At 64.3% G+C, this 22,974-nt stretch carries 22 protein-coding genes and 1 tRNA gene; 19 read left to right on the top strand and 4 right to left on the bottom strand.

Features of this window, described 5'->3' with window-relative positions; genetic code table 11:
• Nucleotides 1-88 precede the first annotated feature (88 nt).
• From IU459_RS15660 to IU459_RS15605, 12 genes are all read left to right on the top strand, one after another.
• On the top strand, nucleotides 89-361 hold the full coding sequence (locus IU459_RS15660; protein WP_195130253.1) for a hypothetical protein: 273 nt from the start codon (nucleotides 89-91) through the stop codon (nucleotides 359-361).
• Entirely contained in the window at nucleotides 358-555 is a 198-nt protein-coding gene (locus IU459_RS15655; RefSeq protein ID WP_195130252.1) for a hypothetical protein, read from the top strand. Before IU459_RS15660 ends, IU459_RS15655 begins: the two co-directional genes overlap by 4 nt.
• A 260-nt stretch (nucleotides 556-815) precedes the next feature.
• Complete coding sequence (locus IU459_RS15650; protein WP_195130251.1) at nucleotides 816-1,004, top strand: hypothetical protein; 189 nt, start codon at nucleotides 816-818, stop codon at nucleotides 1,002-1,004.
• Entirely contained in the window at nucleotides 991-3,210 is a 2,220-nt protein-coding gene (locus IU459_RS15645) for a type IV secretory system conjugative DNA transfer family protein (protein ID WP_195130250.1), read from the top strand. Before IU459_RS15650 ends, IU459_RS15645 begins: the two co-directional genes overlap by 14 nt.
• A complete protein-coding gene (locus tag IU459_RS15640) occupies nucleotides 3,207-4,196 on the top strand; it encodes a replication-relaxation family protein (protein WP_195130249.1) in 990 nt (329 codons plus the stop codon). Before IU459_RS15645 ends, IU459_RS15640 begins: the two co-directional genes overlap by 4 nt.
• Nucleotides 4,193-4,753 (top strand): MT-A70 family methyltransferase, encoded by a 561-nt coding sequence (locus IU459_RS15635; protein ID WP_195130248.1) that lies wholly within the window; start codon nucleotides 4,193-4,195, stop codon nucleotides 4,751-4,753. The genes IU459_RS15640 and IU459_RS15635 overlap by 4 nt, the downstream gene beginning before the upstream one ends.
• Nucleotides 4,754-4,885: 132 nt before the next feature.
• Nucleotides 4,886-5,242 carry a hypothetical protein gene (locus IU459_RS15630; RefSeq protein ID WP_195130247.1) on the top strand — a complete coding sequence of 119 codons (357 nt, stop codon included), beginning with the start codon at nucleotides 4,886-4,888 and terminating at the stop codon, nucleotides 5,240-5,242.
• A gap of 298 nt (nucleotides 5,243-5,540) precedes the next feature.
• Entirely contained in the window at nucleotides 5,541-6,002 is a 462-nt protein-coding gene (locus tag IU459_RS15625) for a helix-turn-helix domain-containing protein (protein ID WP_195130246.1), read from the top strand.
• A 13-nt stretch (nucleotides 6,003-6,015) separates the two neighbouring features.
• A complete protein-coding gene (locus IU459_RS15620) occupies nucleotides 6,016-6,366 on the top strand; it encodes a helix-turn-helix domain-containing protein (RefSeq protein ID WP_228837964.1) in 351 nt (116 codons plus the stop codon).
• Nucleotides 6,367-6,428: 62 nt separating this feature from the next.
• Complete coding sequence (locus IU459_RS15615) at nucleotides 6,429-7,844, top strand: tyrosine-type recombinase/integrase (protein ID WP_195130245.1); 1,416 nt, start codon at nucleotides 6,429-6,431, stop codon at nucleotides 7,842-7,844.
• A complete protein-coding gene (locus tag IU459_RS15610) occupies nucleotides 7,841-8,728 on the top strand; it encodes a recombinase family protein (protein ID WP_195130244.1) in 888 nt (295 codons plus the stop codon). The genes IU459_RS15615 and IU459_RS15610 overlap by 4 nt, the downstream gene beginning before the upstream one ends.
• Entirely contained in the window at nucleotides 8,713-9,684 is a 972-nt protein-coding gene (locus IU459_RS15605) for a zinc ribbon domain-containing protein (protein WP_195130243.1), read from the top strand. Before IU459_RS15610 ends, IU459_RS15605 begins: the two co-directional genes overlap by 16 nt.
• Here IU459_RS15605 and IU459_RS15600 read toward each other — a convergent pair.
• Nucleotides 9,647-9,723, bottom strand: a tRNA-Pro gene (locus IU459_RS15600). The two genes, IU459_RS15605 and IU459_RS15600, sit on opposite strands and share 38 nt — an antisense overlap.
• Before the next feature lie 300 nt (nucleotides 9,724-10,023).
• Between IU459_RS15600 and IU459_RS15595 the strand changes: the two genes are divergently transcribed.
• The 7 genes from IU459_RS15595 to IU459_RS15565 all read left to right on the top strand — a co-directional run bounded on the left by IU459_RS15595 (nucleotide 10,024) and on the right by IU459_RS15565 (nucleotide 21,168).
• Nucleotides 10,024-11,676 carry a S8 family peptidase gene (locus tag IU459_RS15595; protein WP_324198884.1) on the top strand — a complete coding sequence of 551 codons (1,653 nt, stop codon included), beginning with the start codon at nucleotides 10,024-10,026 and terminating at the stop codon, nucleotides 11,674-11,676.
• 166 nt (nucleotides 11,677-11,842) lie between these two features.
• Nucleotides 11,843-12,250: a hypothetical protein gene (locus IU459_RS15590; RefSeq protein WP_195130312.1), complete on the top strand. Its 408-nt coding sequence runs from the start codon at nucleotides 11,843-11,845 to the stop codon at nucleotides 12,248-12,250.
• 95 nt (nucleotides 12,251-12,345) lie between these two features.
• Nucleotides 12,346-12,696, top strand: coding sequence for a hypothetical protein (locus IU459_RS15585; RefSeq protein WP_195130242.1), 351 nt, complete (start codon nucleotides 12,346-12,348; stop codon nucleotides 12,694-12,696).
• Nucleotides 12,697-13,067: 371 nt separating this feature from the next.
• A complete protein-coding gene (locus IU459_RS15580; RefSeq protein WP_195130241.1) occupies nucleotides 13,068-14,732 on the top strand; it encodes a fatty acyl-AMP ligase in 1,665 nt (554 codons plus the stop codon).
• A gap of 28 nt (nucleotides 14,733-14,760) precedes the next feature.
• Nucleotides 14,761-15,027 (top strand): acyl carrier protein, encoded by a 267-nt coding sequence (locus tag IU459_RS15575; protein WP_195130240.1) that lies wholly within the window; start codon nucleotides 14,761-14,763, stop codon nucleotides 15,025-15,027.
• Nucleotides 15,024-19,385, top strand: coding sequence for a type I polyketide synthase (locus IU459_RS15570; protein WP_195130239.1), 4,362 nt, complete (start codon nucleotides 15,024-15,026; stop codon nucleotides 19,383-19,385). Before IU459_RS15575 ends, IU459_RS15570 begins: the two co-directional genes overlap by 4 nt.
• Before the next feature lie 193 nt (nucleotides 19,386-19,578).
• Nucleotides 19,579-21,168, top strand: a complete 1,590-nt coding sequence (locus IU459_RS15565; protein WP_195130238.1) for a carboxylesterase/lipase family protein — start codon at nucleotides 19,579-19,581, stop codon at nucleotides 21,166-21,168.
• A 23-nt stretch (nucleotides 21,169-21,191) separates the two neighbouring features.
• On the opposite strand, the gene IU459_RS15560 is transcribed toward IU459_RS15565, so the two are convergent.
• The 3 genes from IU459_RS15560 to IU459_RS15550 all read right to left on the bottom strand — a co-directional run bounded on the left by IU459_RS15560 (nucleotide 21,192) and on the right by IU459_RS15550 (nucleotide 22,592).
• Entirely contained in the window at nucleotides 21,192-21,605 is a 414-nt protein-coding gene (locus tag IU459_RS15560) for a hypothetical protein (protein ID WP_195130237.1), read from the bottom strand.
• Nucleotides 21,606-21,636: 31 nt separating this feature from the next.
• The gene (locus tag IU459_RS15555; protein WP_324198883.1) at nucleotides 21,637-22,149 is read right to left on the bottom strand and encodes a DUF2231 domain-containing protein; all 513 of its coding nucleotides are present in this window, start codon (nucleotides 22,147-22,149) and stop codon (nucleotides 21,637-21,639) included.
• Between the two features lie 230 nt (nucleotides 22,150-22,379).
• Complete coding sequence (locus tag IU459_RS15550; RefSeq protein ID WP_195130235.1) at nucleotides 22,380-22,592, bottom strand: hypothetical protein; 213 nt, start codon at nucleotides 22,590-22,592, stop codon at nucleotides 22,380-22,382.
• Nucleotides 22,593-22,974 lie beyond the last annotated feature (382 nt).

The following is a 22,974-nucleotide window of genomic DNA, read 5'->3' as shown; positions in this document are numbered from 1 at the left end:
GTGCTGCCGCCCTGCCAAAAACAGGCGGCAGCACCGCCGCGCCAACCATTTAGGCGGAAATTATGCCGACCGAAAAGGGAGTTTTTCCATGTCGAATCAACCGGCCGATCCCAACAAGAAACGGAAGCCGCAGCCGAGGCCCTGGGAAGCCGACAGCGGAATTCCGCACGGTGATCATCCCATTGTGGCACGTCACCTCGCGGATTCCACGGTCAGGAAGCTGTCCCTTGTACTGCGCGAAATGATAGATATGGCGGAGGTGCATGAGCAGATGGCCCCGGAAACTGCGGGGCGTGTCTGGGAGCTGGTGACTATTTACCGGGGCGAGCTGGTGGCCTGGGTGAAACGGTGGCGACCGTGAGCGGTCACGAACAACCGGGACTCATCGACCGGCTGGTCGGGGTATGTCTGAAGGTGCTGGGGGCGGCGATTGCTCTCTACGTGGCGGTGTACCTTGTCCAGTCCGTTCTGCCGTTTGTCTTGATGGTTATCGGGTGCGCGGCGTTGTGCTGGCTCGGAATCGTTGTATATAAAACATGGCGCGAGCGGTGGTGAAACCACTGCGCTTAGTGACATTCTCACCGGAGATGTGATGCGGGCGCATCGGGTGTTGTGGAATCCACTGCGACCCTGTCAACCGGATTGAGCCGACGAACAATACCGTGTTACACCGGAATAGACGGGTGTTGGCGCGCAGCAACGATTGCTGCATCGCGGCAGCGTCGTCGGGGGTTATCAAAGTAGTCATATGAAGGAGGGTTTATGTCAAAAACACATCGCGAAAACTATCGGAGACCGGCCAAGGGAGGAATCGTATGAACCGGCCGGAGCGGCAGATCAAGGTACGGAGTGTGCGGCGGCAACCGTTCGATCCACGTCCGTTGGGTCGCGTGGCGATCACGCAGGCGTTGGCGGAAGCGGAGGTCGAGAAAGCGGCTGAAACCGAAGCCGCTCGACAGTCGGAGGGGCACCATAAGGAAGGGGGTGCCAATGACAGCGAGTGACCAGCAAGCACTTCCCCTCACAGCGGATTCTATTGTCTGGTGCCAGGTTTGGTTTCCGCGACCGTACTCGGAAGCGGCGGCATTCGGCCTCATGCGTCACTGGGCGTCGCAGTCCTCACCACAGATCATCCTGGAAGCACGCTCCTCGGTGGGCAAGAACGGCCCGACCGTCGATTACCTGATCGGCTGCCGCCGTCGCTACCGTGAGCGCGTCCAACAGACGGTCGAAACGCTGGTACCGGGCAGCGTGGTGACGAGCTTCCTGGATCGGCGCGATTCGGTGGCCACTGCGCGCCGAGTCGGAGTATCGACAACGGCCCGCTTGCTCGAACCAGCCGATCCAGTGGGATCTGCCAAGTCGGTACTCCAGGCACTCACCGCTATCTCGGCGAACGAGCAGCTCGTCCTGCAGCTGTCGCTTGGGCCGCGGCACCGTCCGCAGCTGCCACCGCCGGAACCGCACCACGAGGAACAGTCGGTGCTCTCCAAGGTGCTCGATGGAATCAAGCCGGCCCCGGCGACCGATGCCAAGCAGGCCCTTACCAAGAAGCGCGGCCAGCACGGATTTTCGGCGACGCTGAGGATCGGTGTGTCTGCGTTCTCTGGGGAGCGCCGTAAGTCCTTGCTGCTGGGCCTAGCGTCGGCGCTGGGTACGGCGAACGCTCCAGGTGTTCATCTCGTTCTGCGGCCGGACAACATCCGGCGGATCAACGATCCGGGAGCCTCATGGGTGTACTGGCCTCTTATCGGGCAGGCGCGGCACCTGGTGGTCAGTGAAGTTGTTCGGCTCAGCGGCTGGCCGGTCAGCGAGAAGGAAGAAGCCTTCCCCGGTCAGGGTTCGCTGCATCCTCGGAAACTACGCCCCACACCAGCGCTGTTGACCGGCGAACGGGTGATCGCCACGGCGAATGCGCCTGGTGTCGATGGAACGATCGGGTATGGGGTTGATGACGCCATGCGGCATACCCATGTGCTCGGTCCGAGCGGCACCGGTAAGTCGACGCTGCTGCTCAATCTGATCGTGGCCGATCTGGAAGCAGGCCGGCCGATCGTCGTCATCGAGCCCAAGGACTTGGTCACTGACATCCTGAGCCGGATTCCCAAGGAACGACAGCGCGACGTGGTGATTCTGGACCCGCTCGACGATCATCCGGTCGGTATCAATCCGCTCGATCGTCTGCGTGCTGGCACACCGCCGGAGGTGGTGGCCGACAACATCTATCACATCTTCCATTCGCTCTACGGCGACGCTTTGGGACGGCGCAGCGGTGACATCCTGCGTGAATCGCTCAAGGCAATCGCTTTGCGCGCCGATCCGTCGCTCATCATGCTGCCGCTGATCATGACGAATTCGCAGTTCCGTCGGCCATTGGTCCATAAGGCGGTCGAGCGTGATCCTTTCGCGGCAGGGACGTTCTGGGGCTGGTACGAGGAACTGTCGCCTGAAGGGGTAATGAACAACATCGCACCGCTCAGCAACAAGGTCCGCCCCTTCCTGGATGTCTACCTGAGAGGCGTTCTGGCACAACAGCATCCGCGCTTCAACGTGCGTCAGACGCTAGAGCAGAAGAAGGTGCTCTTGGTGCCGCTACAGCCTGGTGTCATTGGTCCGGACCGAGCCCAGCTGCTTGCAGCCATGGTGCTGGCGGAACTATGGAACGCCATTCGGGAACGGGCTGCCGTTCCGGAGGCCAAACGGGACCATTTGATGATCTACGTGGACGAGGTACAGGAGTTCTTGAACCTGCCAGTTGATCTTGATGACGCATTGGCTACTGCCCGCAGTCTGCGCACCGGATTCCATCTGGCTCATCAGTACACCAGTCAACTGCCCCCGGCTATGGCTCGGGCCTTCAAGAACAATGCAAGAAACAAGATCGTCTTCCAGCTTGGGCCTGATGACGCCAAGGACATGGCCGCTGGCCAATCGGTCCTGACCCCGGAGGACTTCACTGCCCTCCCGGCTCATGAGGTGTTCGTGAAGTTGATCCGCAATAACAGCATCCAGGCGTGGGCCTCGGGCACGACATTGCCACCTCCAGCGAAGACCAGTGATCCGAATACGATCCGTCGCCTGAGCCGTGAGCAGTACGGCCGCCCACGGGAAGAGATCGAGGCGGAGTTCCGGCAGCTGCTCGAAGGACCAACAGGCGGCCAGCAGCGTTCATCCACGCCTTCCCGCGGCCGTCGACGGAGGCAATCATGAGTACGCACCAGGGGCCAGATGGGAGCCAGATCGACGATCGCTTCGCCGGGCGTTTCGCTCCGGCGGGCACTGCGGAATCGTCCCAAGTCGGTGCCGTTTCCGTGCCGGTAACAGCACCGACTGATAGTGCCTCCGGCACTATCTCCCCGCCACTTCGCCGCGTCTCCCATCGTGATCTGCTGTCCATCGCCGAATCCCTCAGTGATCGTGACCGGTCGATCCTGAAATCTGTAGCTGCCCATCGTTTTCTGACCGTCGACCAGATCCGCCGCTTCCACTTCGCCCACCTCAGCTCGTCATCGAGTTCACGGCTGGCGCAGAAGGCACTCCAACGCCTGCGCCGCGATCGGCTGCTCGCGGCTCTGGATCGACGGGTTGGAGGGGTCGGCTTCGGGAGCGGGAAGCTCGTTCACTACGTCGACGTGGTGGGGTACCGCCTCCTCCAACAGGAGCAGGGCCTGACCGCTCGGCGGCACACCAGGGAGCCAACCGAGACGTTCCTCCGTCACACGCTGGCCGCAGCGGAAACGCACCTGCGGCTCATCGAAGCCGATCGCCGGGGCGAACTGGAACTGGTCCGGGCGGATCTCGAACCAGCTGGCTGGCGCAGCTATCTGTGCCTCGGCGGTGTACGTCGGTGGGTAAAGCCGGATCTGTACATCGAAACGAGTACGGAACGCGGCAGCGATGAGGTGGACAGCGCCTTCGTTGAGGTCGACCTGGGCACAGAGAGCATCCCGCGGCTGATCCGAAAATGCCACGACTACCAGGACTACGAACGAAGCGGCATCGAGCAGAGTGACGACGCACAGGAGTTCCCGCGTGTCATCTGGACCATGGCACATCGCAACATGGCCACTGCCGAACGGCGCCGGCGATCACTGCTGGAAGCCATCGACCATGACCGGAAGCTGATCACCTCTCTGTTCCAGGTCATCGCACCGGATCAGCTGATCCGATTGCTGACGACGGGAGCAGCGGTATGACGAAGCGCTACCGCACACTGCTAATAGATCCCCCGTGGGACGTGCTGCAACGTGGGCACTACGGCGCCAGCGAACACTATCCGTTGATGACGCTGGAGCAGATAAAGGCCCTGCCGGTGGGTGATCTCGCCGAGGACGATGCGCATATCTACCTCTGGACCACCAACGCCACATTGAGACACGGATTCGAGATGCTGGAAGCCTGGGGATTTTCGTACCGCTCGCCTTTGATCTGGGTGAAGCCTCGCCTCCAACTAGGCCAGTACCTGCGCAATATGAACGAAACGATACTGTTCGGCACGCGCGGTCATGCGCCGGTGAACTTCCGCGCGCAACCGACCTGGTTTTTCGCCCCTGTTCACCCTCAGCACAGTCACAAACCAGAAGAGCAGTTCGCCATCATCGAAAGAGTAAGCAGCGGACCGTATTTGGAGCTTTTCGCCCGCAGGCGGCAACCTGGTTGGGACGTGTGGGGCAACGAGATCGACTCGGACATAACCATTCTGGGGTACCCGGTGCCATCGGATCGGAAGTTCTGGACGGGAGAGGCAGCGTGAGACATGTCAGGATCACGGTTCGGGCTGGCCCCGGGGGTAGGTAACGGAGTCGTCCTCGTCGGTGGGCTGCGGCTGGTCGTTCGAGCGCCATGCTGGCACTCACCAGTCGCACCTATCGAGGAGGTAGCTGCTATGTCCATGCCGGACAACGACTCCCAACGCAAGACCATGGCGATTCGGGTAGACCCGGAAATCCATGCGGAGCTGAGTTTGATCGCTCAACTCCGCGGCAAGACGCTGGCAGACGAACATCTGCAAGCCGTGCTGAATCACATCGAGAAAGCACGCGAGGAGGCCGATCTTGCGGAGCGCGCAGAAGAAGCAATAGCCGAGATCGAGCGCGAAGCAGCGATCCGACGGGATGCGATCAACCGGCTGCGACGTTCCAAGCCCACGGCTGCCGCCGAGGCGAGCGAACCCAGCAGCACAGAACCGCCGGCTTCTCCCCAGAAGCGTGGACGGCGCACCGCTGATCCGTCGACGGACTGAGCCCAACTTTCTTCAGGACGTGATGCTCGATTTCTGAGCACGCAGGTCCTGACGATTCCAATGGCTCAGCCGTGAGGGAAACCGGATGCTCGGCAGGTTGGGTGACGGATGGTCACCGCCACTATCGCCTGCCTGCCGGGCTTCGACCACCCTTTTAAAAACACAGTAATCCAGCATGTTAATTGCACATCGATTCCGTACCTCTATTTTTCCAAAGAATTCAACTTCCAGTTGTTGATTTTCGCCAACAAAGGAGTTATTCTTCGGTCAGATTTTATTAACGGAGAATTAAATCGGAATGGATCAGAAGAACGCCTTGCGAGTCGCCGTCAAGATTACCGCCGCACGCGAAGCGCACAACTGGTCGATCAACGAGCTTGCCCGGCAGTCAGGGATTGACAAGAAGACCATATGGCGGATTGAGCAGGGGCATGCGCTTGACACTCGACCGCGCACCTTGCGTGCCTTGGGCGAAACTCTCGGTATCTCAACGGCCGATCTATTTCAGGCCGCCGATTGGATCGGCAAGTGGGAATTGCCAGGGCTGACCAATTATCTGCGCTGCAAGTACCCCAAACTGCCCGCAGGTGGTCGGCGGAAGATGGAGGAGGCTTGTAAGGCAATTGCCGCTGAGCATGGGTTCGACTTTACGACCCTGGATACGGCACCGAACCGCCTCACCGGCCAGCTCCACGCAGGAGCGAAGATTACCACAAAACAAATGGAGGAACGCATACTACACGACATATCTAATACGTAGGGAGGAGGTGACTATGACCAAGACGCCGAACGACAGCAAACTCGATTCAGACCGGATGCTTCGCCTGCTGGCGAACGTGGCCGTGCGGATCGCCGATGGCGAAGTCCTGGACCGCAAGTGGCTCATTGAGCAGATCAATGCCCCGCCGCAATCCGATGACGCTGCGAATGCCAAGGCGCGCGGCCCGCTGCTGACGGTACCCGAGGCGGCAAGTCGGCTGCGTATCAGCCGGTGGGGAATCTATGACCTTATTCATAAGCGGCACCTCCTTTCGGTGAAGATCGGTAGTCGCCGCTTTGTGCCGAGCAGCGAGGTTGCGCGGTATGTCAACTCACTACCCTTAAGCGGCGGGCAGTTGCTATGAGCCGTCGAGTGCGAGGTGGAGGCAGTGTTTACCGGCGAAAGGATGGCCGATGGGAAGGCGCGGTGTATCTGCCGACTGCTAGTGGTGCCTCGCGGCGAATCCGGATCTATGGGAAGACCGCCAAAGAGGTTAACGACAAGCTGACGGTTCGGATGGCTGATACTGAGCGGGGGATCCCTACTCCTGAACGTTCATGGACAGTTCGCGAGTATCTGGATTACTACCTCAACGAAGTTGCGCCGAAAAAGCTGCGGCCATCAACCGTTGCCGTCTACGAGAGCATCGCCCACCTCTACGTAGAGCCATTATTCGGCTCGCGATCGCTGACGCATCTGAGTGTTTCCGGCCTCCAGAAAGTAATGGATGAGCAACTGGCCAAGGGTATGACTACATCAAGGGCCGTTCACGTTAAGACTGTGCTCATGTCGATGCTCACCCAAGCGATGCGCGAAGACCTTGTAGCACGCAATGTTGCGAGGCTGGTAAGTATCGGGCAATACGAACCAAAAGCTTTCACACCGTGGAGAGTTGACGAGGTGAGCCACTTCCTAAAGTCGAATCGCACTGAACGGCTATATCCGGCTTTCCTCATGCTGTCGCTATACGGTATGAGGGAAGGCGAAATTCTTGGTCTGCGTTGGTCGGACATCGACTGGGATCATGGAGTAGTCCGTGTTCGTCAGCAACTTTTGTGTGTGCGCAATAGGTTGCAAACAGGGCCGCTGAAAACCAAACGAAGCAAACGAGACCTCCCACTTCTCGCGCCGATTCGGCAAGCGTTGATCGACTACCGGGACGCCATTGCTGAGCTTGGTGTTCAGCCGGTGGATGATTGGAACCTGGTATTCCGGACCGAAAGTGGTGAGCCTATGAAGGCTAGTAGATTTGCAAGCCTATTCCACAAGCTTGCAAGAAAAGCTGGTCTTCGGCGGACGAAGTTGCACGGATTCCGGCACTCGGCTGCAACCATCCTCAAAAACTTTAGGGTTCCCGATAAAGACATCCAGATGATACTTGGACATGCCCGGCTCGCGATCACACAGGACGTCTACGAACATGCAGATCTTGAAACGCAGATACATGGTCTGACTCGGCTGGAGGGTGCGCTGTTGCATGACGGCGGCGGTGCGATTAGCCGTCAAAATTCACCGTCAAACCCACATTTCGTTGCAGGAACGACATCATTTCAATCTGTTGAAATGATGTCGAGGGGCAAATTCAGCAGAAATATACCATCTTTTTCCCCACTTGTCTCAGACCCAGCTCTCACCTCTGTTATTCACCAACTCCGAGCACGTACAAACGCGCACATTTTCGGTTCATTAGCCGTCAGATTCACCGTCAAAAGCCGTCAGTCCGAGCAGTCGAATATAGAGCTGTGGCAATGGATCTCCCTCCGCGATGCCCTTGCTCCGCAACCCCGACGGTTCGTAGATCGCCTTGCCGCCACCGCATCGACCACCAGGAGCCACGATTGAGAACCACCAGTACCCCGCCGGAAGATCTCGCCCTTCCGGGTGCCCGCAAGAAATCCGTCCTTCTCCTCCGTGTCTCCACCAAAGACCAGCTGACTACCGCGGTTGATGTGGACCCGGAGGGCCTCTCCATCGGCACCCAGCGTGCCGTGTCCGAAGACAAGTCAGAGAAGCTGAACGCGGACGTGGTGAAGGTGTTCATCGAGCCCGGCTACTCGGCTGGGAAGCTGACCATCGACGAGCGGCCGGTGTTCCAGGAGTTGCTGACGTTCGTGCGGACGAACCCGGACATCGACTACGTGATCGTCTACATGCGCTCTCGAATCTTTAGGAACCGCTACGAAGCCGCCATCGTGGACTACCAGCTCAAGAAGATGGGCATTCGCCTGATCAGTGCCAAGGAGGACTTCGGCGAAGGACCCTACGCCGAAGCCATCGAGGGCATGGTCGACGTGATGAACCACTTCACCAACAAGATTCAGGGCCTCGACATCCAGGAGAAGCTGCGCCGCAAAGCAGTTGACCTCGGTGGCACCATCTCCCGTGCCCGGCTGGGCTATCTGAACGTGCGGGTGGATCACGAAGGCACCCTCGTCAACTCCATCGCGGTGGATACGAAGCGGGCACCGTTGGTGCGCAAGGCATTCGAGCTATACGCCACGGGCAAGTACCCAATCGAACGCCTCGAAGCCACCATGGCCGATCTGGGCCTCACCACGCGGCCTACAAAGCGCTACTCGGAGCAGCCGGTGTCCGGCAGCAAGCTGCATGACATGCTCTCCGACCCTTATTACGTGGGTTTATCGTCTATAAAGGCGATATCTACCCCGGCCGGCATGAGCCGATCATCACGCCGGATCTTTTCGAGCGGGTGCAGGAAGTGCTGAAGGCCCGCAGCGGCCGAGGCCAGCGGGATCGGGTGCACCACCACTACCTGAAGGGCTTCCTGTTCTGCGATCGGTGCCATCAGCATGGCCGCACGAGCCGCATGATCTTCGCCGAGGTCACCGGCCGAGGTGGCACCAAGTACCGCTACTTCGTCTGCCGCGGCCGGGAGGATGGTCTCTGCGATCTGCCGCATCTGCGCGTCGAACTGATCGAGCAGGCCATCATCGACCACTACGAGACCCTTCGCCTGCCGGACGACTTCGTGAGCGAGCTTCGTGCCCTGCTGGACGAAACCTTGGCCGATGAATCCGCCGGAGTGAAGGAACGCCACGCCGCCCTGCAGCGACAACTGAAGAAGCTCGATCAGCAGGAGGACCGGCTGGTGGTGGCGCTGGCCGATGACACCATGCCTACGGGCAAGATCAAGGCCAAGTTGCAAGAGATCACCATCCAGCGTGCCCGTATTCAAGCCGGACTGACCAACACGGCGGCAGAACTGAGCCTCGGTGTCGAGATGATGCGGGACGCGCTGCGTCTGGTTGCCAATCCCCGCCAGCTCTACCTGGACGGCACCGACGCGATCCGTCGCCTCCTCAACGAAACATTCTTCGAGCGCTTCTACCTGGATGACCCGGATGTGGCCACGGACGAGAAGACGCCGCTCTTTACCGAACTGCACGATGCTCAGCGGGCCTACCGGCAACGAGCCACTGCCGAGGCTGAGGGTATGCGGCTAGCATCCGATCGGGCCGGACATCACCCGGCAAACGGATCGAAGGGAGCGAAAGGACGGAGGCGTCCACCAACCTCAGATCCAACCGCTGAACAGCAGGTCAGCATGGGAAATGCTCCCAGAAACGACAGTGGCCTTACCCTCGCCAGTGTCTTTTCAGTCACTGGTTCAGGTAAGGCCGTTCTGGTCGGGCTGACAGGATTTGAACCTGCGACCACTTGACCCCCAGTCAAGTGCGCTACCAAACTGCGCCACAGCCCGTTGCGTCCGCTTCGCGGTGCTCGAAGAGATTACCGCACGAGCCGGGGAGGGAGCTAATCGCCTAGTCAGAGTGGGTTCGGATCAGCTGGGTGTTGGGGGAGTGGGGTGACGGTAAGGGGACCCGAGGAGGCGCGGGCGGCTTGGCGGGCCTGGTGCCGCGACTCCTGTGAGGTGTGTCTGTGTCACCTCCATCCGGGGGATGAATCGAGCACGAATAGCGAGTACCGCGCTACTCGGGATTTGGGTGGTCGGTGGGGCTAGGTTCATGCTGGTGCTCGGTTGGCGGGGAAGGAGATCACTGTGCCTACGGCGAATTTCGGTACGAAGGACGATCCTGGTTTCGAGCTCGAGCAGAGTCCGGATCTGATCGTGGTGCGGACCCACATGGGGCGCGGGGTACGGCGGAAAACCGGGTCGGTGCGAACGCCGCTGGCCGGTGAGCTCGATGACGCCACGTTGGTGCAGGCCTACCCGGAGGCGGGGGTCGAGGTGTATCGGCTGCCCGCCGGGGAGTCGGTGGAGGCGCGTAAACCGGTGCTGAACGCCGCGCCGGAGGTGCGGTTCGCCGGGCGCGTGCTGGTGGACCCGGGTACCGACGAGCCGGTGCTGTACACCGAGAACATCTTCGTGAAGTTCGTCGACCGGGTCGATCACGAGCATTGTCTCGGCGTCTTGGCGGAGGCGGGTCTGCGGGTCAAAGAGGTGGTCGAGTATGCGACCAACGCGTATTTCACGGCGGCACCGGAGGGTACCGGGCAGCGGGTGTTCGATATCGCGAACTCGCTGCTGAGCCGCGATGACGTCGAGTACTGCCACCCGGAGCTGATCCGCCGCCGTTCCCGCAAGGCGGTCTTCCCGCAGCAGTGGCATCTGAAGAAGACGGTGATCGGCGGCGCGACGGTCGACGCGCACGCCGGGGTGGAAGCGGCGCACACCGTCACACGCGGCGCCGGGGTGACGATCGCGATCATCGATGACGGCGTCGACATCGACCATCCCGAGTTCACCGGTGGCCGGAAGGTGGTCGCACCGCGCGATGTCACCTTGCAGATCAACGATCCGCGCCCCAAGGACGTGTTCGGCACCGGTCCCGACAACGGCGAGAACCACGGCACCGCGTGCGCGGGTGTGGCGTGCGCGAACGGCAAGGCAGGGGCGTCGGGAGTGGCGCCGGAGGCGGCGCTGATGCCGATCCGGCTCGCCTCGGGCCTCGGATCGCAAGCCGAGGCGCGCGCGTTCGTGTGGGCCGCCGATCACGGTGCCGACGTCATCTCGTGCAGCTGGGGGCCGCCGGACGGCGCTTGGTTCCGGCCGAACGACCCGCTGCACAACAAGGTGGTGCGATTGCCCGCCAGCACGCGTTTGGCGATCGAACACGCTGTCACCAAGGGACGCGGCGGTAAGGGCTGTGTGGTGCTGTTCGCGGCGGGCAACGGAAACGAGTCCGTCGACAACGACGGCTATGCCAGTTTCGCCAAGGTCATCGCCGTCGCGGCCTGCAATGACACCGGGAAACGCAGCGTATACAGCGATTTCGGCAAAGCGGTGTGGTGCGCGTTCCCCAGCAGCGACTTCAGGCACGCACCCTTCGGGCATCCAGCCCCGCTGACTCCGGGCATCTGGACGGTCGACCGGCGCGGTCGGGACGGCTACAACTCGGGCAATCCCGACTCCGGCGATGGAGCGGGCAACTACACCAACGACTTCGGCGGCACCTCCAGCGCGTGCCCGGGTGCTGCCGGTGTGGTGGCTCTGGTGTTGTCGGTGAATCCGGATCTGGCCTGGCATGAGGTCAAGGACCTGCTCAAAGGAGCCTGCGACAAGATCGATCCGCAGGGCGGACGCTACGGCGCGGACGGGCACAGCGACAAGTACGGCTACGGCCGGCTCAACGCGCTCACCGCGGTTCGAGCGGCCCGGCCCGCGGTGCCCAGCCCACTGCCGGTGCGCTGAATCAAAGAATGCGGGTGCGGCTACCTCCGACCCGGCCGTATGACAGCCGTCAGGTCACGCGGGAGCATGCGAGCGAGGTGCTGCTGGAACGTGGTGGAGCCGTCTCACGGCGGGTCGGGTCGTACCGCGCGTTCCCCGGCTGTTGGTCGGGGAGACTGAGTAGGTGATGCAGGACGGTGATCGGCTGATCGTGGTGGACGCCGCGAATGTCATCGGCTCGCGGCCCGATGGATGGTGGCGCGATCGTTCCGGTGCGGCACGGCGACTGCTCACGAAAATGTCCAGGCTCGATGAGCACCTGGCGCAACCGGCCGAGTTGGTCGTCGTGCTGGAGGGAGCGGCGAAGGCCGCTGTTGCCGGTGCGTCGGACCCGGAATTCGCCCACCTCCGTATCGTGCAGGCGGACGGTTCGGGAGACGACGCGATAGTCGGTGTGGTGGCCGCGGCGGGCGCGGAGGACGGCGATCGTGCGATCACGGTCGTGACGGCGGATCGGGGGCTCCGGGACCGCGTCGAGGCGATCGGGGCGAACACGGTCGGTCCTCGCTGGCTCCTGGACCGCATCGGGTCATAGCGATGCAGCGATGTAGCGATCAGAGATGTCGCGGCTCAGCACACATTCGGCGTTTCACCTGTTCGTCCAGTCCGATTTGATGCACTCTGTGCGGTATGACCGCCTCCGACGCCGTGGGGATGCCTCTGCTGTACCTGGTCGAGATCTCCGAACCAGGGTATTTCGGCCAGCCGTGGTGGAAGATCGCCAGCGCGGGCGGGCCGAGCCAGGTCACTGCCGCGCTGATGGAACTGGCCGTCCGGACCGAACGCGATATCCAGCGTGGTCGCAGCGACGGACGCTGCTGGTACCGCTATGACGTGCGGTGGTCCGACGGCGCCATGCTGGAGTGTTTCCAGGGCGCCATCCGATCGGTGCTGATCCCCGGCGAGTTGCGCTGCCTGGCTCTCGCCATTGCCTCGGCCTCGGGCGCCGACCTCCGCTCCGTCGAGCGGCCGCCGTACTGAGCATTGCCCGGTACCGCGGCATCCGGAATCCGCCGGCTCGGCAGAGCATGCTTTCGTCGTGCCCGGCCGCAGCGAAGGCGGGCTTTCCGAACCGCGGATGCTGCGCTCAGTCGAGCAGCGCCGGATCCTGGTTCTGCTCCGGTGCAAGATCAGGTGTTTGCGTCATGCACCGAGAAGAATCGCTTGCGCTAAGCAACTAAGAGGGCGCGTTCACGGCCCGGCGACGTGACGCGCGCTGACTACACACCCAAGGGTGGGATCGGGCCCACCCGGGGTTTGCTGGGCGATCCCTGAGGTTCCTGGTTGCGCGGTTGTAGACGGCAGACAGTAGTAGCCGACACCGATGCCGAGCCCTCCAAAGGAACCACGAGATGCAGCCGAGCTACGTTCACCACGTAAGGCAGCAAATTTTCGACTATGGGGAGACCAGGTCCTACACCTACCTTCGTGAGGCCGGGCGAGAGCTCAGCGAGGATGTCGTCACCTACCTCGAGCTCGACCGCGACGCCAGGGCTGTCGCCGTGTGGCTGGCGGACCGTCCGGAATCGGCTCAGCCGGTCGTGCTCCTCTACCACGACGGGCTGGCGTTCCTCCGGGCTTTTCTCGGGTGCTTGTACGCGGGCGTGATAGCCGTTCCCGCGCCTTTGCCGCACGACGAGCGCAGCACCCAGCGGTTGGCCGGCGTGATCGCCGACTCCGGCGCGCAGCTGGTGCTCACCACCAGTGACGTCCGGCCACTGGTCGCGGACGCGACAAGCCAACTCGTCGCCGCGACCGACGGTCCGCTCGGTGACCCCGACGACTGGCGGATGCCCGACATCGATGCCGGGACGATCGCCTTCCTCCAGTACACCTCGGGCTCCACGGGTACCCCTAAGGGCGTCGTCGTGACGCACGGCAACCTCATGCACAACGAAGCCGCCATCGCCTCGATCGGGCTGAACGACGCCGCGACCGTCGTCAGCTGGATCCCGCACTTCCACGACATGGGCCTGATCGGCTCGCTGCTCGGGGCGTTGTACATCGGAGCGAACCTGGTGTTCATGGCGCCGACGACCTTTCTCAAGCGTCCGGTGCGCTGGCTGCAGGCCATCAGCACCTACCGCGCCACCTATACCGCCGCACCGAACTTCGCCTACGACCTGATTGCTCGCCGGGTGACCGATGTGCAGGTAGCCGAACTCGATCTCAGCACCCTCGAAGTCGCGCTGAGCGGCGCCGAACCGGTGCGTGAACGGACGATCGCCGCCGTGCTCGAGCGTTTCGCGCCCGCAGGCCTGCGACCCACCGTCTTCCTGCCGGCCTACGGGTTGGCCGAGGTGACGCTGTTGGCCAGCGCGGGATCCATCGCCGCCGCGCCGGTTCACCTGGATCACGGCCGCGGGACCCGGCTGGTCGGCTGTGGTCGGGCTGCCCGCGGTCTGGACGTCCGCATCATCGACCCGCACACGCGGCAGCAGCTTCCGGAGGACGAGGTCGGCGAGATCTGGATTCGTGGTGGCAGTGTGGCGGCGGGCTACTGGAACCGTGCCGAGGCGACCCGCGAAACATTCGACGCGTATATCGGCGCCGAGGGGCCGTTCCTGTGTACCGGCGATCTCGGCCTGTTGCACGATGGCGAGCTGTTCGTCACGGGCCGCAGCAAAGATCTGCTGATCATCAACGGCCGCAACATCTATCCCCATGACATCGAAGACCTGGTACGCGATCTGCACCCCGCGCTCGGCGCCGCCGGTGTGGCCGTGTCCGTCGACGCGGGCGGGCGGGAGCGGCTCGTCGTGCTACAGGGCGTGAAGACGGCCCGGCAAGGCGGCAAAACGCTGGTCGACCTGTCCTCGGCGATCAAGAACGCCGTCGCCCGCGGATTCGACGTGGCCGCACCGAGTGTCGTTCTCGTGGAGCCCCGATCGGTGCACCGCACCACCAGCGGCAAGGTCCAACGCAGCTCGATGCGGGAGTCGTTTCTCGCGGATCGCCTCGAGAGTGTCCTGCTCGAGGATCTCGAACCGGCGCTGAGCCGATCACTGACCGCCTGACCCACCCATACCTCATAGGAGCCGAAACATGTTCAGCACCACCGTCACCCGCCCGGCAACCATCCAGGATTGGCTCGTGGAGCGCGTGGCCGACTACACCGAGCGCGCACCCCACCAGATCGATCCCGTGGTCCCGCTCGCCGAACTCGGCCTGGACTCGGTGTCGGCGGTCAACCTGTGTGGCGAGATCGAGGATCAGTGGTCGCTGGAAGTGGATCCGACGCTGGTCTTCGATTACCCCACCATCGCCGACATCGCCGCTCACATCGCGGCCGAATTCGCCCTGGCCGCATGACCGACATCGCCATCGTCGGCCTGGACTGCCGATTCCCGCAGGCACCCGATCCGGCAGCGCTGTGGCAGCTGCTGATCGACGGACGCGACGTGATCGCCGAGGTTCCGGCGAACCGCTGGAACGCCGACGACTTCCACGACCCGGCCGGTGCGCCGGGCACGATCAACACCCGCAGCGGCGGCTTCATCGACGATGCCGATGCGTTCGACGACGAGTTCTTCGGCATCACTCCGCGCGAAGCCGGAGCGATGGACCCGCAACAGCGGTTGCTCTTGCAGGCCACCTGGCGAGCCTTCGAGGACGCCACCCTCGACCCGCGCGCCGAGGCGGGCTCGCGGACCGGGGTCTTCGTCGGGGTGATGGCCAACGAATGGGCCAACCTACAGATGAGCGACTATGCCGCGATCACGCCGCAGCACGGCTCCGGCAACGGGTACTTCATGACCGCCAACCGGCTGTCCTACCAATTCGACCTGAAGGGGCCGAGCATCGCGGTCGACACCGCCTGCTCGTCCTCGCTGGTGGCGATCCATCTCGCCTGCGCGGCATTGACTTCCGGGGAATGCGACCAGGCGATCGCCGGTGGCGTCAACCTCGTGCTCACCCCGGCCGTCGGCGTGTTCTACACCCAAGCTGGGCTCTCCGCGCCGGACGCGCGGTGCAAACCGTTCAGCGGCAACGCCGACGGAATCGTGCGCGGCGAGGGTGTAGCCGTGCTCGTGCTGCGGCGGCTCGCCGACGCCCAGGCCGCGGGCCTGCCGATCTACGCGGTGATCAAGGGCAGCGCGGTCAACTCCGACGGGCGAAGCAACGGCATCACCGCACCGAACCGCTGGGCGCAGCAGCAGGTGATCGGCGAGGCGTGCGACCGGGCCGCAGTCCTGCCCGAGGACGTCGATTTCCTCGAGGCGCACGGCACCGGCACGGTGCTCGGCGACATGATCGAAGTCAAGGCGCTGGGGCAGTTGCACGGCAAGAACCGCGTGCGTCCCTGCGGAATCGGTTCGATAAAAGGCAATCTCGGCCACACCGAGGGCGCTGCAGGCGTCGCGGGCTTGATCAAGGTCGCACTCGCTCTGCACCACGGTGTCGTTCCGCCGTCGAGGTTCGCCGACCAGGAGAACCCGCGGCTGCGGATGGCGCAGCACGGCCTGCGACTGCTCGCCGAACCCATGCCGCTGGAGCGGTCCGCGCACGGCGGTGTCAGCAGCTTCGGCATCGGTGGCACGAACGCCCACATCGTGCTCGGTAGCGCACCCGCGATGGAATCTCCCTCGTCGTCCGGCGGCGGTGTGCTCACCCTGTCGTCGAACGACGCGGCCGGGCTGCGGCGCAACGCGCATCGGATGGCCGAGTCGTTGGCGGCGATGCCGCCGGATCACTTCGCACAGCTGTGCTGGACGAGCAATCGCGCCAAGGCGTCGGGCGCACACCGGCTCGCGATCGTCGCCGCCGACCGCGACGACGCGATCGCACGTCTGCGTGGCGACCTGGAACACGGTGTCGCGCAAGCGGTCCGTATCGGCTGGATGTTCACCGGCCAAGGCTCGCAATTCGCGGGAATGGCCAGGGCGTTGGTCGCGGCGAGCCCATTGTTCCGGCGCGCCCTCGCGGCGGTCGACCACGCCATGACGGCCCATCTCGGCCGTTCGGTGCGCGAGCTGCTGCTCGACCAGAGCGTCGACACTCAGCGATGGAGTGAGCGGTCGCGCATGGACACTCAGCGATGGAGTGAGCGGTCGCGCATGGACATCGACCGGACCGAACTCGCGCAGCCCGCGATCTTCGCGATGGAGTACGCACTCGCCAAGTCGCTCGCCGACGCGGGCGTCCGGCCCGCCTGGCTGATCGGTCACAGCATCGGCGAATTCGCGGCCGCCGCGGTGGCCGGGGTATTCGACCTGGACGACGCCTGCCGACTGGTTGTCGCGCGCGGCGCGCTGATGCAACGGTTGCCGGACGACGGCGCGATGCTCGCCGTGCGCACCGGCACCGAACAGATCGCCGACCTGCTCGCGGACGAACCGGAGGTCGCGCTCGCCGCCGTCAACGGACCTGGAGAGCTCGTGCTCTCCGGTGCGGCCGAGGCGCTCGGCCGGATACGGAATGTGCTCGCCGCGCGTGCGGTGAGCACCAAGGAGCTCAACGTCTCCCACGCATTCCACAGTCCGCTGATGACGCCGATGCTGGAGCAGTTCGAGGCGGTCGCGCGCGAATGCACCTATCGTGCGCCGGTTCTTCCGATCTACTCGACCGTGCACGGCCGCCTACTCGGCGAACACGAGGAGATGGACGCCGCGTATTGGACCGCACACGTCCGTGCCACGGTCCGGTTCGGCGATGCCGTCGAGGCCGCTCTGGCAACGGATCCCACGCACGTGATCGAAGTCGGTCCACGCCGTGTGCTCGCGGCTCTGGTCGGCCGGATTCGTCCCGATCTGGCAGCGCGCTGCCTGGTACCCAGTCCGGGGCCCGCCGCGACCGGCGGCGAATTGGCCGAGACGCTGGCCGCGCTGTACCGCGATGGATTCGACCCGAACTGGGACGAGCTCTACGAACCGGCACACCGCGAGCGCCGTCGCCTGCCGGTGTACGAGTTCTCCACCGAGCACCGGTTCTGGGTCGAACCACCGACTCTCCCTTCGACTTCCGCCCACCCCGAGGAAACGACCATGGATCAAGTGATTTCGTTCTTCCGCGAGCAGAACGCGGTGCTAGCGAGCCTTGTGGCAGGCACAGGGCAAAGCGGCGCGGCGCAACCGGCCGTCCCAGCGATGGTGGCGCCCCAGTCGGTCGCCCCGCAGACGGCCGCGGAGCCCACGGCCCTCCCCCCGGACGCAGCCGCCGGTGTGGTACGCGCGGAACTGGCCCGGGTGAGCGGATTCCCCGTCGATCGACTACGCGACGCGCATACCCTCAGCGACGACCTCGGATTCGATTCGCTGATGCTGACCGACCTGTTCGCCGGACTCATCCGCAAGCTGCCCGGACTGACCATCGACCCCACCTGGTTCACGCGGACGACGACGCTCGGCGACATGATCGGTTACGTCACCGGCCAGGTCGGCGGACCCGGTTCCGGCCCGCCCGGCCCCGGTCCGGGCGCGACGGCTGTGCGCCCGTCCGAACCCAGGCCCGCCGCCGTCGAGGCGGAGTACCGGATCGCCGACTTCGCCGAGGTGAAGGCGATCGCCGATCGACTCTCCGGCGTGGAAGCACTCGGTCTGTCCAATCCCTACTTCCTCGTCAACGACGGGGTCACCACCGACACTTCGGTGATCGACGGGGAACCGACGATCAATTTCTCCAGCTACAACTACCTGGGTCTGTCCGGCCATCCGGCGGTCGTCGCGGCTGTCCAGGACGCCGTGGCGCGCTACGGCAGTTCGTGCTCGGCCAGCCGGATCCTCTCCGGCGAGAAGCCGGTCCACCGCGAGCTGGAGGCCGAACTCGCCGCCCTGCTCGGCACCGAGGACGCGATCGCGCTCGTGGGCGGCCATTCCACCAATGTCACGATCATCGGCCACCTGGTGGGCCCGGAAGACCTCGTGATCCACGACGCTTTGGCGCACGACAGCATCCTGCAAGGCTGCAAGCTGTCGGGCGCGACGCGGCGGCCGTTCCCGCACAACGACCACGCCGCACTCGACCGGCTGCTCACCGAGATCCGGCATCAGTACCGGCGGGTGCTCATCCTGATCGAGGGCGTGTACAGCCAGGACGGCGATATTCCCGATCTGCCCGCGATCATCGCGATCAAGAAGAAGCACAAGGCGCTGCTGATGATCGACGAGGCGCACAGCGTCGGCGTGCTGGGCGAAGGCGGCGGCGGAATCGGCGAATACTTCGGCGTCGATCGCGACGATGTCGAATTGTGGTCCGGCACCATGTCGAAGGCGCTCGCCGGCTGCGGAGGCTACGTCGCGGGCAGTGCGGAGCTGATCCGCTTCTTGAAATACACGACGCCCGGATTCGTCTACAGCGTGGGTATGACGCCGATGAACGCGGCCGCCTCGGCGGCGGCGATCCGGCAGCTGCGAGCCGACCACGAGCCGCTCGAACGTCTGCGGCGCAACGCCCGGCTGTTCCTGCGCCTGGCCCGCGAAGCGGGGATCGACACCGGCGACAGCCACGACACACCGATCATTCCGTGCATCGTGGGCGACTCGCTGAAAACGCTGAAGCTGTCCAACGCACTGCTGCGCCGAGGCGTCAACGTCAACCCGATCCTGTATCCGGCGGTGCCGGAAGACCTCGCGCGTCTTCGGTTCTTCGTCACCGCCTGCCATACCGAAGACCAGATTCGCGACACCATCAAGATCCTCGCCGAGGAAGTCTCCCTGCTTTCGGGGGACTGATCCGAGGCGTCGGCCACAAGTGTTGCCGAGCTTGCGCGGTGCGCGTCGACGCGCTGGGGTCGCGGTAGCATCTGTCCGAGCTGCATGCCGCCGGCCTGGCTGGTCGAGGGCTACTGGTTGGGCTGATGAAGGTCGTTGCTGCCGACCGTAGCGACCGCATCGGAGGTACCCGGCAGCAATGATTCGCTCGGTCATGCGATCCGCGATCTCGGGAATCGCGGCGATCGGCCTCTCGTTGGCGGGCGCTCCGGCGCCCGCGGTCGCGTCGGCGCCACCCCTGGTGGTCGTGACCGGCGGGGAGATCTCCGGGTTCGCCGCGGATGGAATCGTCAAGTATCTGGGTATCCCGTTCGCCGCACCCACCAGCGGTGACGCTCGGTTCCGTGCCCCGGAGCCTCCGGCGCCGTGGCCCGGTGTCCGGCCTGCCCACGACCACGGTCCGCTGTGTCCGCAGAACGGATATCTGCCCGGCACACCGCCAATGGGCCCCACCAGCGAAGACTGCCTGACCATCGACCTGTACGCGCCAGAGGGCGCACGCGACAAAAATCTGCCGGTCATGGTGTTCTTCCACGGCGGCGGTTACGTCACCGGTTCCAACAGCCAATACGACGCACCCGCCCGGATGGTCGCCGAAGGCGACGTGATCGTTGCGGTGCCCAATTACCGCCTCGGACCGTTCGGATTCATGTCCTTACCCGAACTGGCCGCGGAGTCGGATGGAGCGACCGGAACAGTGGGCATCCAGGACCAGCAAGCCGCGCTGCGGTGGGTGCACGAGAACGCCTCCGCCTTCGGCGGTGATCCCGGCAACGTCACGATCTTCGGTGAATCGGCCGGTGGCGGAAGCGTCTGCACACACCTGGCCGCACCCGGCTCCGACGGTCTTTACCACAAGGCCATCGTCCAAAGCGGATCCTGCGCACAGTCGCCCTTGGTTCCCGGCAGCCGCGAGGGTGCCTTCACGCGCTCGCAGCGCTACGCCGAGAGCGTCGGATGCGGCGACCCCGTGACCCAATTGGCGTGTTTGCGGTCCCTGCCCGCCGCGAAACTCCTCGATTCGCCGACCGTCCAATTCGACGGCCCGATGCCCATCTGGGTGCCCAGCATCGACGGCGTCGTCGTCACGCGCACGCTCGACGTCGCCCTGGAAGTGGACGACCGGAAGATACCCCTGATCATCGGAAGCAACGGCAACGAAGGGGCGTTGTTCGTCGCAGAATCCGACTACGCGCGCGGTCATGCACCGGATGCCGCAAGCTACGAACGCTACGTCCGCCAGTCATTCGGCCCCTACGCCGATCGAGTACTGGCCGAATACCCCCTCGATCACTATCCCGCACCCGCGGCCGCTCAATCCGCGGTCATCACCGACGGACTGTTCGCCTGCCCGGCACTCCTCACCAGCCGCGTGGCCCGCGACACCGGACATCCCCTGTGGCAGTACGAATTCGACCAGGCGCCCTTCGGCGAGAGCGATCCCGTGCTGCCGGGCGCCTTCCATTCCGCCGAACTGCCCTACCTGTTCACCGGTCTGATGGGCGTGCCGATCCCGTGGACCGGGGCGTCCGACGCCTTCGCCCGGCAGATGCAGCGATGGTGGACCACCTTCGCCCACACCGGCGACCCGAACGGACCGGGCTTGCCGCAATGGTCTGCCTGGCCCGAGCACGGTGGCCGGACCGACGGTGCGGTGCTGCTCATGCGGGCGACCGGCAGCACCATGTCCCACGACTTCGCCGCCAGGCACAGGTGCGATTTCTGGTCCCAGCTTCCGGGCTGAATCCGAGGGCAAGGGACCGGCGGTCAATCACCGACACCGACAGCCGTCAGTAACACCAGAACTACGGTCGTGACCGCGAATACGCCGTGACCCGCGACGACCGCCACGGGAAAGTGGCTCTCGGCGTTCTCCGGCGTGCCGGATGCGGCCCGTGCGCGGTAGACGGGCAGCCAGCGGGCGAACATGAACAACCCGAGCAAGGCCACGGGAAGAAGGAGAATGAACGCCGTCCACGCGAGCGCGACTTCGTCGGCGAAGAGATAGATGAGCCAGACGATCAAACCGGCGACGGCGAGGACGAAGTGTCCGAAGACGACCGGCGGCGGCAGATTGGTCGTGCCGGGTTGCCGGGTAGCGCCTTTGGAGATCCAGGTGGCGAGCAGGACGAAACCGCCCGCCGCGGTCAGCAGCCAGGTGATCAATGCCGCGATGGCCATGACGATTCCTTTCGATCCGAACGAATAGGGATCAGCGCTGGTAGCCGGCGGCCTGGCTGGCCTCGTCGGCCACTCGGACGCCGTAGTGATAGGCGAGCTTTCCGCCGAGGAAGCCCGATACCCCCAGCACGGCGAGACTCGCCGCGGTCAGCAGCAGCGGGCCGAGGGCGACCGGACCACGCGGCCCATCGCCGGCCTGTCGCCACAGGAAACCGATCGCGAAGGCGACCGTGACGGCGAGATTCAGACTCATGTGCAGCAGCCCGGTCCGGAACGCCCGGGTGCCGCTCGGGATGGCCAGCAGATCCAGAAACCCGATCGCCGCCGCGGCCAGTGCGCCCAGCACGCCGATCGCGATCAGCCACAGCGCGCCTTCGGCGAGGAAGTCCGGTTCGTCCACGACCCGGGAGCCGATGTCGAACACCAGGCTTGCCACCCACGCGCCGATCGGCACGGTCACCAGGATCGGATGGAACGGGTGCCCGTAGGGGCCCGCCAGCAGCGCGCTCACCGGGCGCTTGGCCTGTTGTGGATCGCTGGTCACGACAACCTCCGGGCTGGGCGAATGGTGCCTTGCGATGTCACTGCGGTGCGGCGGCCAACGCCCAGGCAATACCCACTGCATCCCGGATATCACGATCGGCGTCTGCTCCGTTCGGCGCTCGTGGATCGGTGCGGTCGGCCGAGCACGATGTCGGTCTGCGGAACCGCCGACGGACGGCTCGCGGTTGGCGCGTGGACGCTATCGGGCGCCGGTGGTTGTGTGGGCCGGTGTCAGTAAGCGAATGGGTAGTCCTCGTCGGGAAATGGTGTGAGAAAGGACTGCTCTATGCGGTCGTCGGTTCCGGCGGATTCGAACGCGCCACGGATGCGCTCGGCCAGCGGTGTGAGCGCTGTGGTGTCCAATCCGGCCTCCTGATCGGTTCGACAGGCAAAGGTGTGTTGCTCGGCGTGATCGGCGTCGTTGCTCGAGGGAAGCGGGGGCATGCGGAATCTCCTTTCGCTGTCGCTGCTGACCGGCCGGGATATCGCGCCGGGGAAGGGGCCCGTTGCCCCTTCCCCGGCGATTGAAAGGCATACCTGCATATGAGCCCGCGGTAGCCTGCCGTCATCCCTGTGGTGCCACGGGCGTGGCTATGCGCGTAGAGCTGGTCGAACATCGTGCTCGAATGCGCCTGGGGCAGGGTCTGCGGCGGCATTCCGCGGAGCTCGTTGCTCATGGAATACGGGCATCACCTCGCTTTCACTTCGTCGCTTGGGTAATTCGCGGCGCAACTGTGTCCTGCGGAGGACCACGCTGGGTAGCGCGCCCGGTCTCGGGTCGCCGGTCACGCGGCTCCAGCGGCTCCTGGGCGGATTGCCGACCTCC

Origin of the sequence: Nocardia amamiensis, from assembly GCF_015477605.1 — a bacterium.
GTDB classification, from domain to species: domain Bacteria; phylum Actinomycetota; class Actinomycetes; order Mycobacteriales; family Mycobacteriaceae; genus Nocardia; species Nocardia amamiensis_A.
This window is presented reverse-complemented; position numbering and strand designations above follow the sequence as displayed.

Excerpts from the sequence above, each read along its gene's own strand:
- IU459_RS15660 (WP_195130253.1), top strand. The coding sequence starts at position 89 with ATGTCGAATCAACCGGCCGATCCCAACAAGAAACGGAAGCCGCAGCCG.
- IU459_RS15650 (WP_195130251.1), top strand. The coding sequence starts at position 816 with ATGAACCGGCCGGAGCGGCAGATCAAGGTACGGAGTGTGCGGCGGCAA.
- IU459_RS15645 (WP_195130250.1), top strand. The coding sequence starts at position 991 with ATGACAGCGAGTGACCAGCAAGCACTTCCCCTCACAGCGGATTCTATT.
- IU459_RS15640 (WP_195130249.1), top strand. The coding sequence starts at position 3,207 with ATGAGTACGCACCAGGGGCCAGATGGGAGCCAGATCGACGATCGCTTC.
- IU459_RS15635 (WP_195130248.1), top strand. The coding sequence starts at position 4,193 with ATGACGAAGCGCTACCGCACACTGCTAATAGATCCCCCGTGGGACGTG.
- IU459_RS15630 (WP_195130247.1), top strand. The coding sequence starts at position 4,886 with ATGTCCATGCCGGACAACGACTCCCAACGCAAGACCATGGCGATTCGG.
- IU459_RS15625 (WP_195130246.1), top strand. The coding sequence starts at position 5,541 with ATGGATCAGAAGAACGCCTTGCGAGTCGCCGTCAAGATTACCGCCGCA.
- IU459_RS15620 (WP_228837964.1), top strand. The coding sequence starts at position 6,016 with ATGACCAAGACGCCGAACGACAGCAAACTCGATTCAGACCGGATGCTT.
- IU459_RS15590 (WP_195130312.1), top strand. The coding sequence starts at position 11,843 with ATGCAGGACGGTGATCGGCTGATCGTGGTGGACGCCGCGAATGTCATC.
- IU459_RS15585 (WP_195130242.1), top strand. The coding sequence starts at position 12,346 with ATGACCGCCTCCGACGCCGTGGGGATGCCTCTGCTGTACCTGGTCGAG.
- IU459_RS15580 (WP_195130241.1), top strand. The coding sequence starts at position 13,068 with ATGCAGCCGAGCTACGTTCACCACGTAAGGCAGCAAATTTTCGACTAT.
- IU459_RS15575 (WP_195130240.1), top strand. The coding sequence starts at position 14,761 with ATGTTCAGCACCACCGTCACCCGCCCGGCAACCATCCAGGATTGGCTC.
- IU459_RS15570 (WP_195130239.1), top strand. The coding sequence starts at position 15,024 with ATGACCGACATCGCCATCGTCGGCCTGGACTGCCGATTCCCGCAGGCA.
- IU459_RS15565 (WP_195130238.1), top strand. The coding sequence starts at position 19,579 with ATGCGATCCGCGATCTCGGGAATCGCGGCGATCGGCCTCTCGTTGGCG.
- IU459_RS15560 (WP_195130237.1), bottom strand. The coding sequence starts at position 21,605 with ATGGCCATCGCGGCATTGATCACCTGGCTGCTGACCGCGGCGGGCGGT.
- IU459_RS15550 (WP_195130235.1), bottom strand. The coding sequence starts at position 22,592 with ATGCCCCCGCTTCCCTCGAGCAACGACGCCGATCACGCCGAGCAACAC.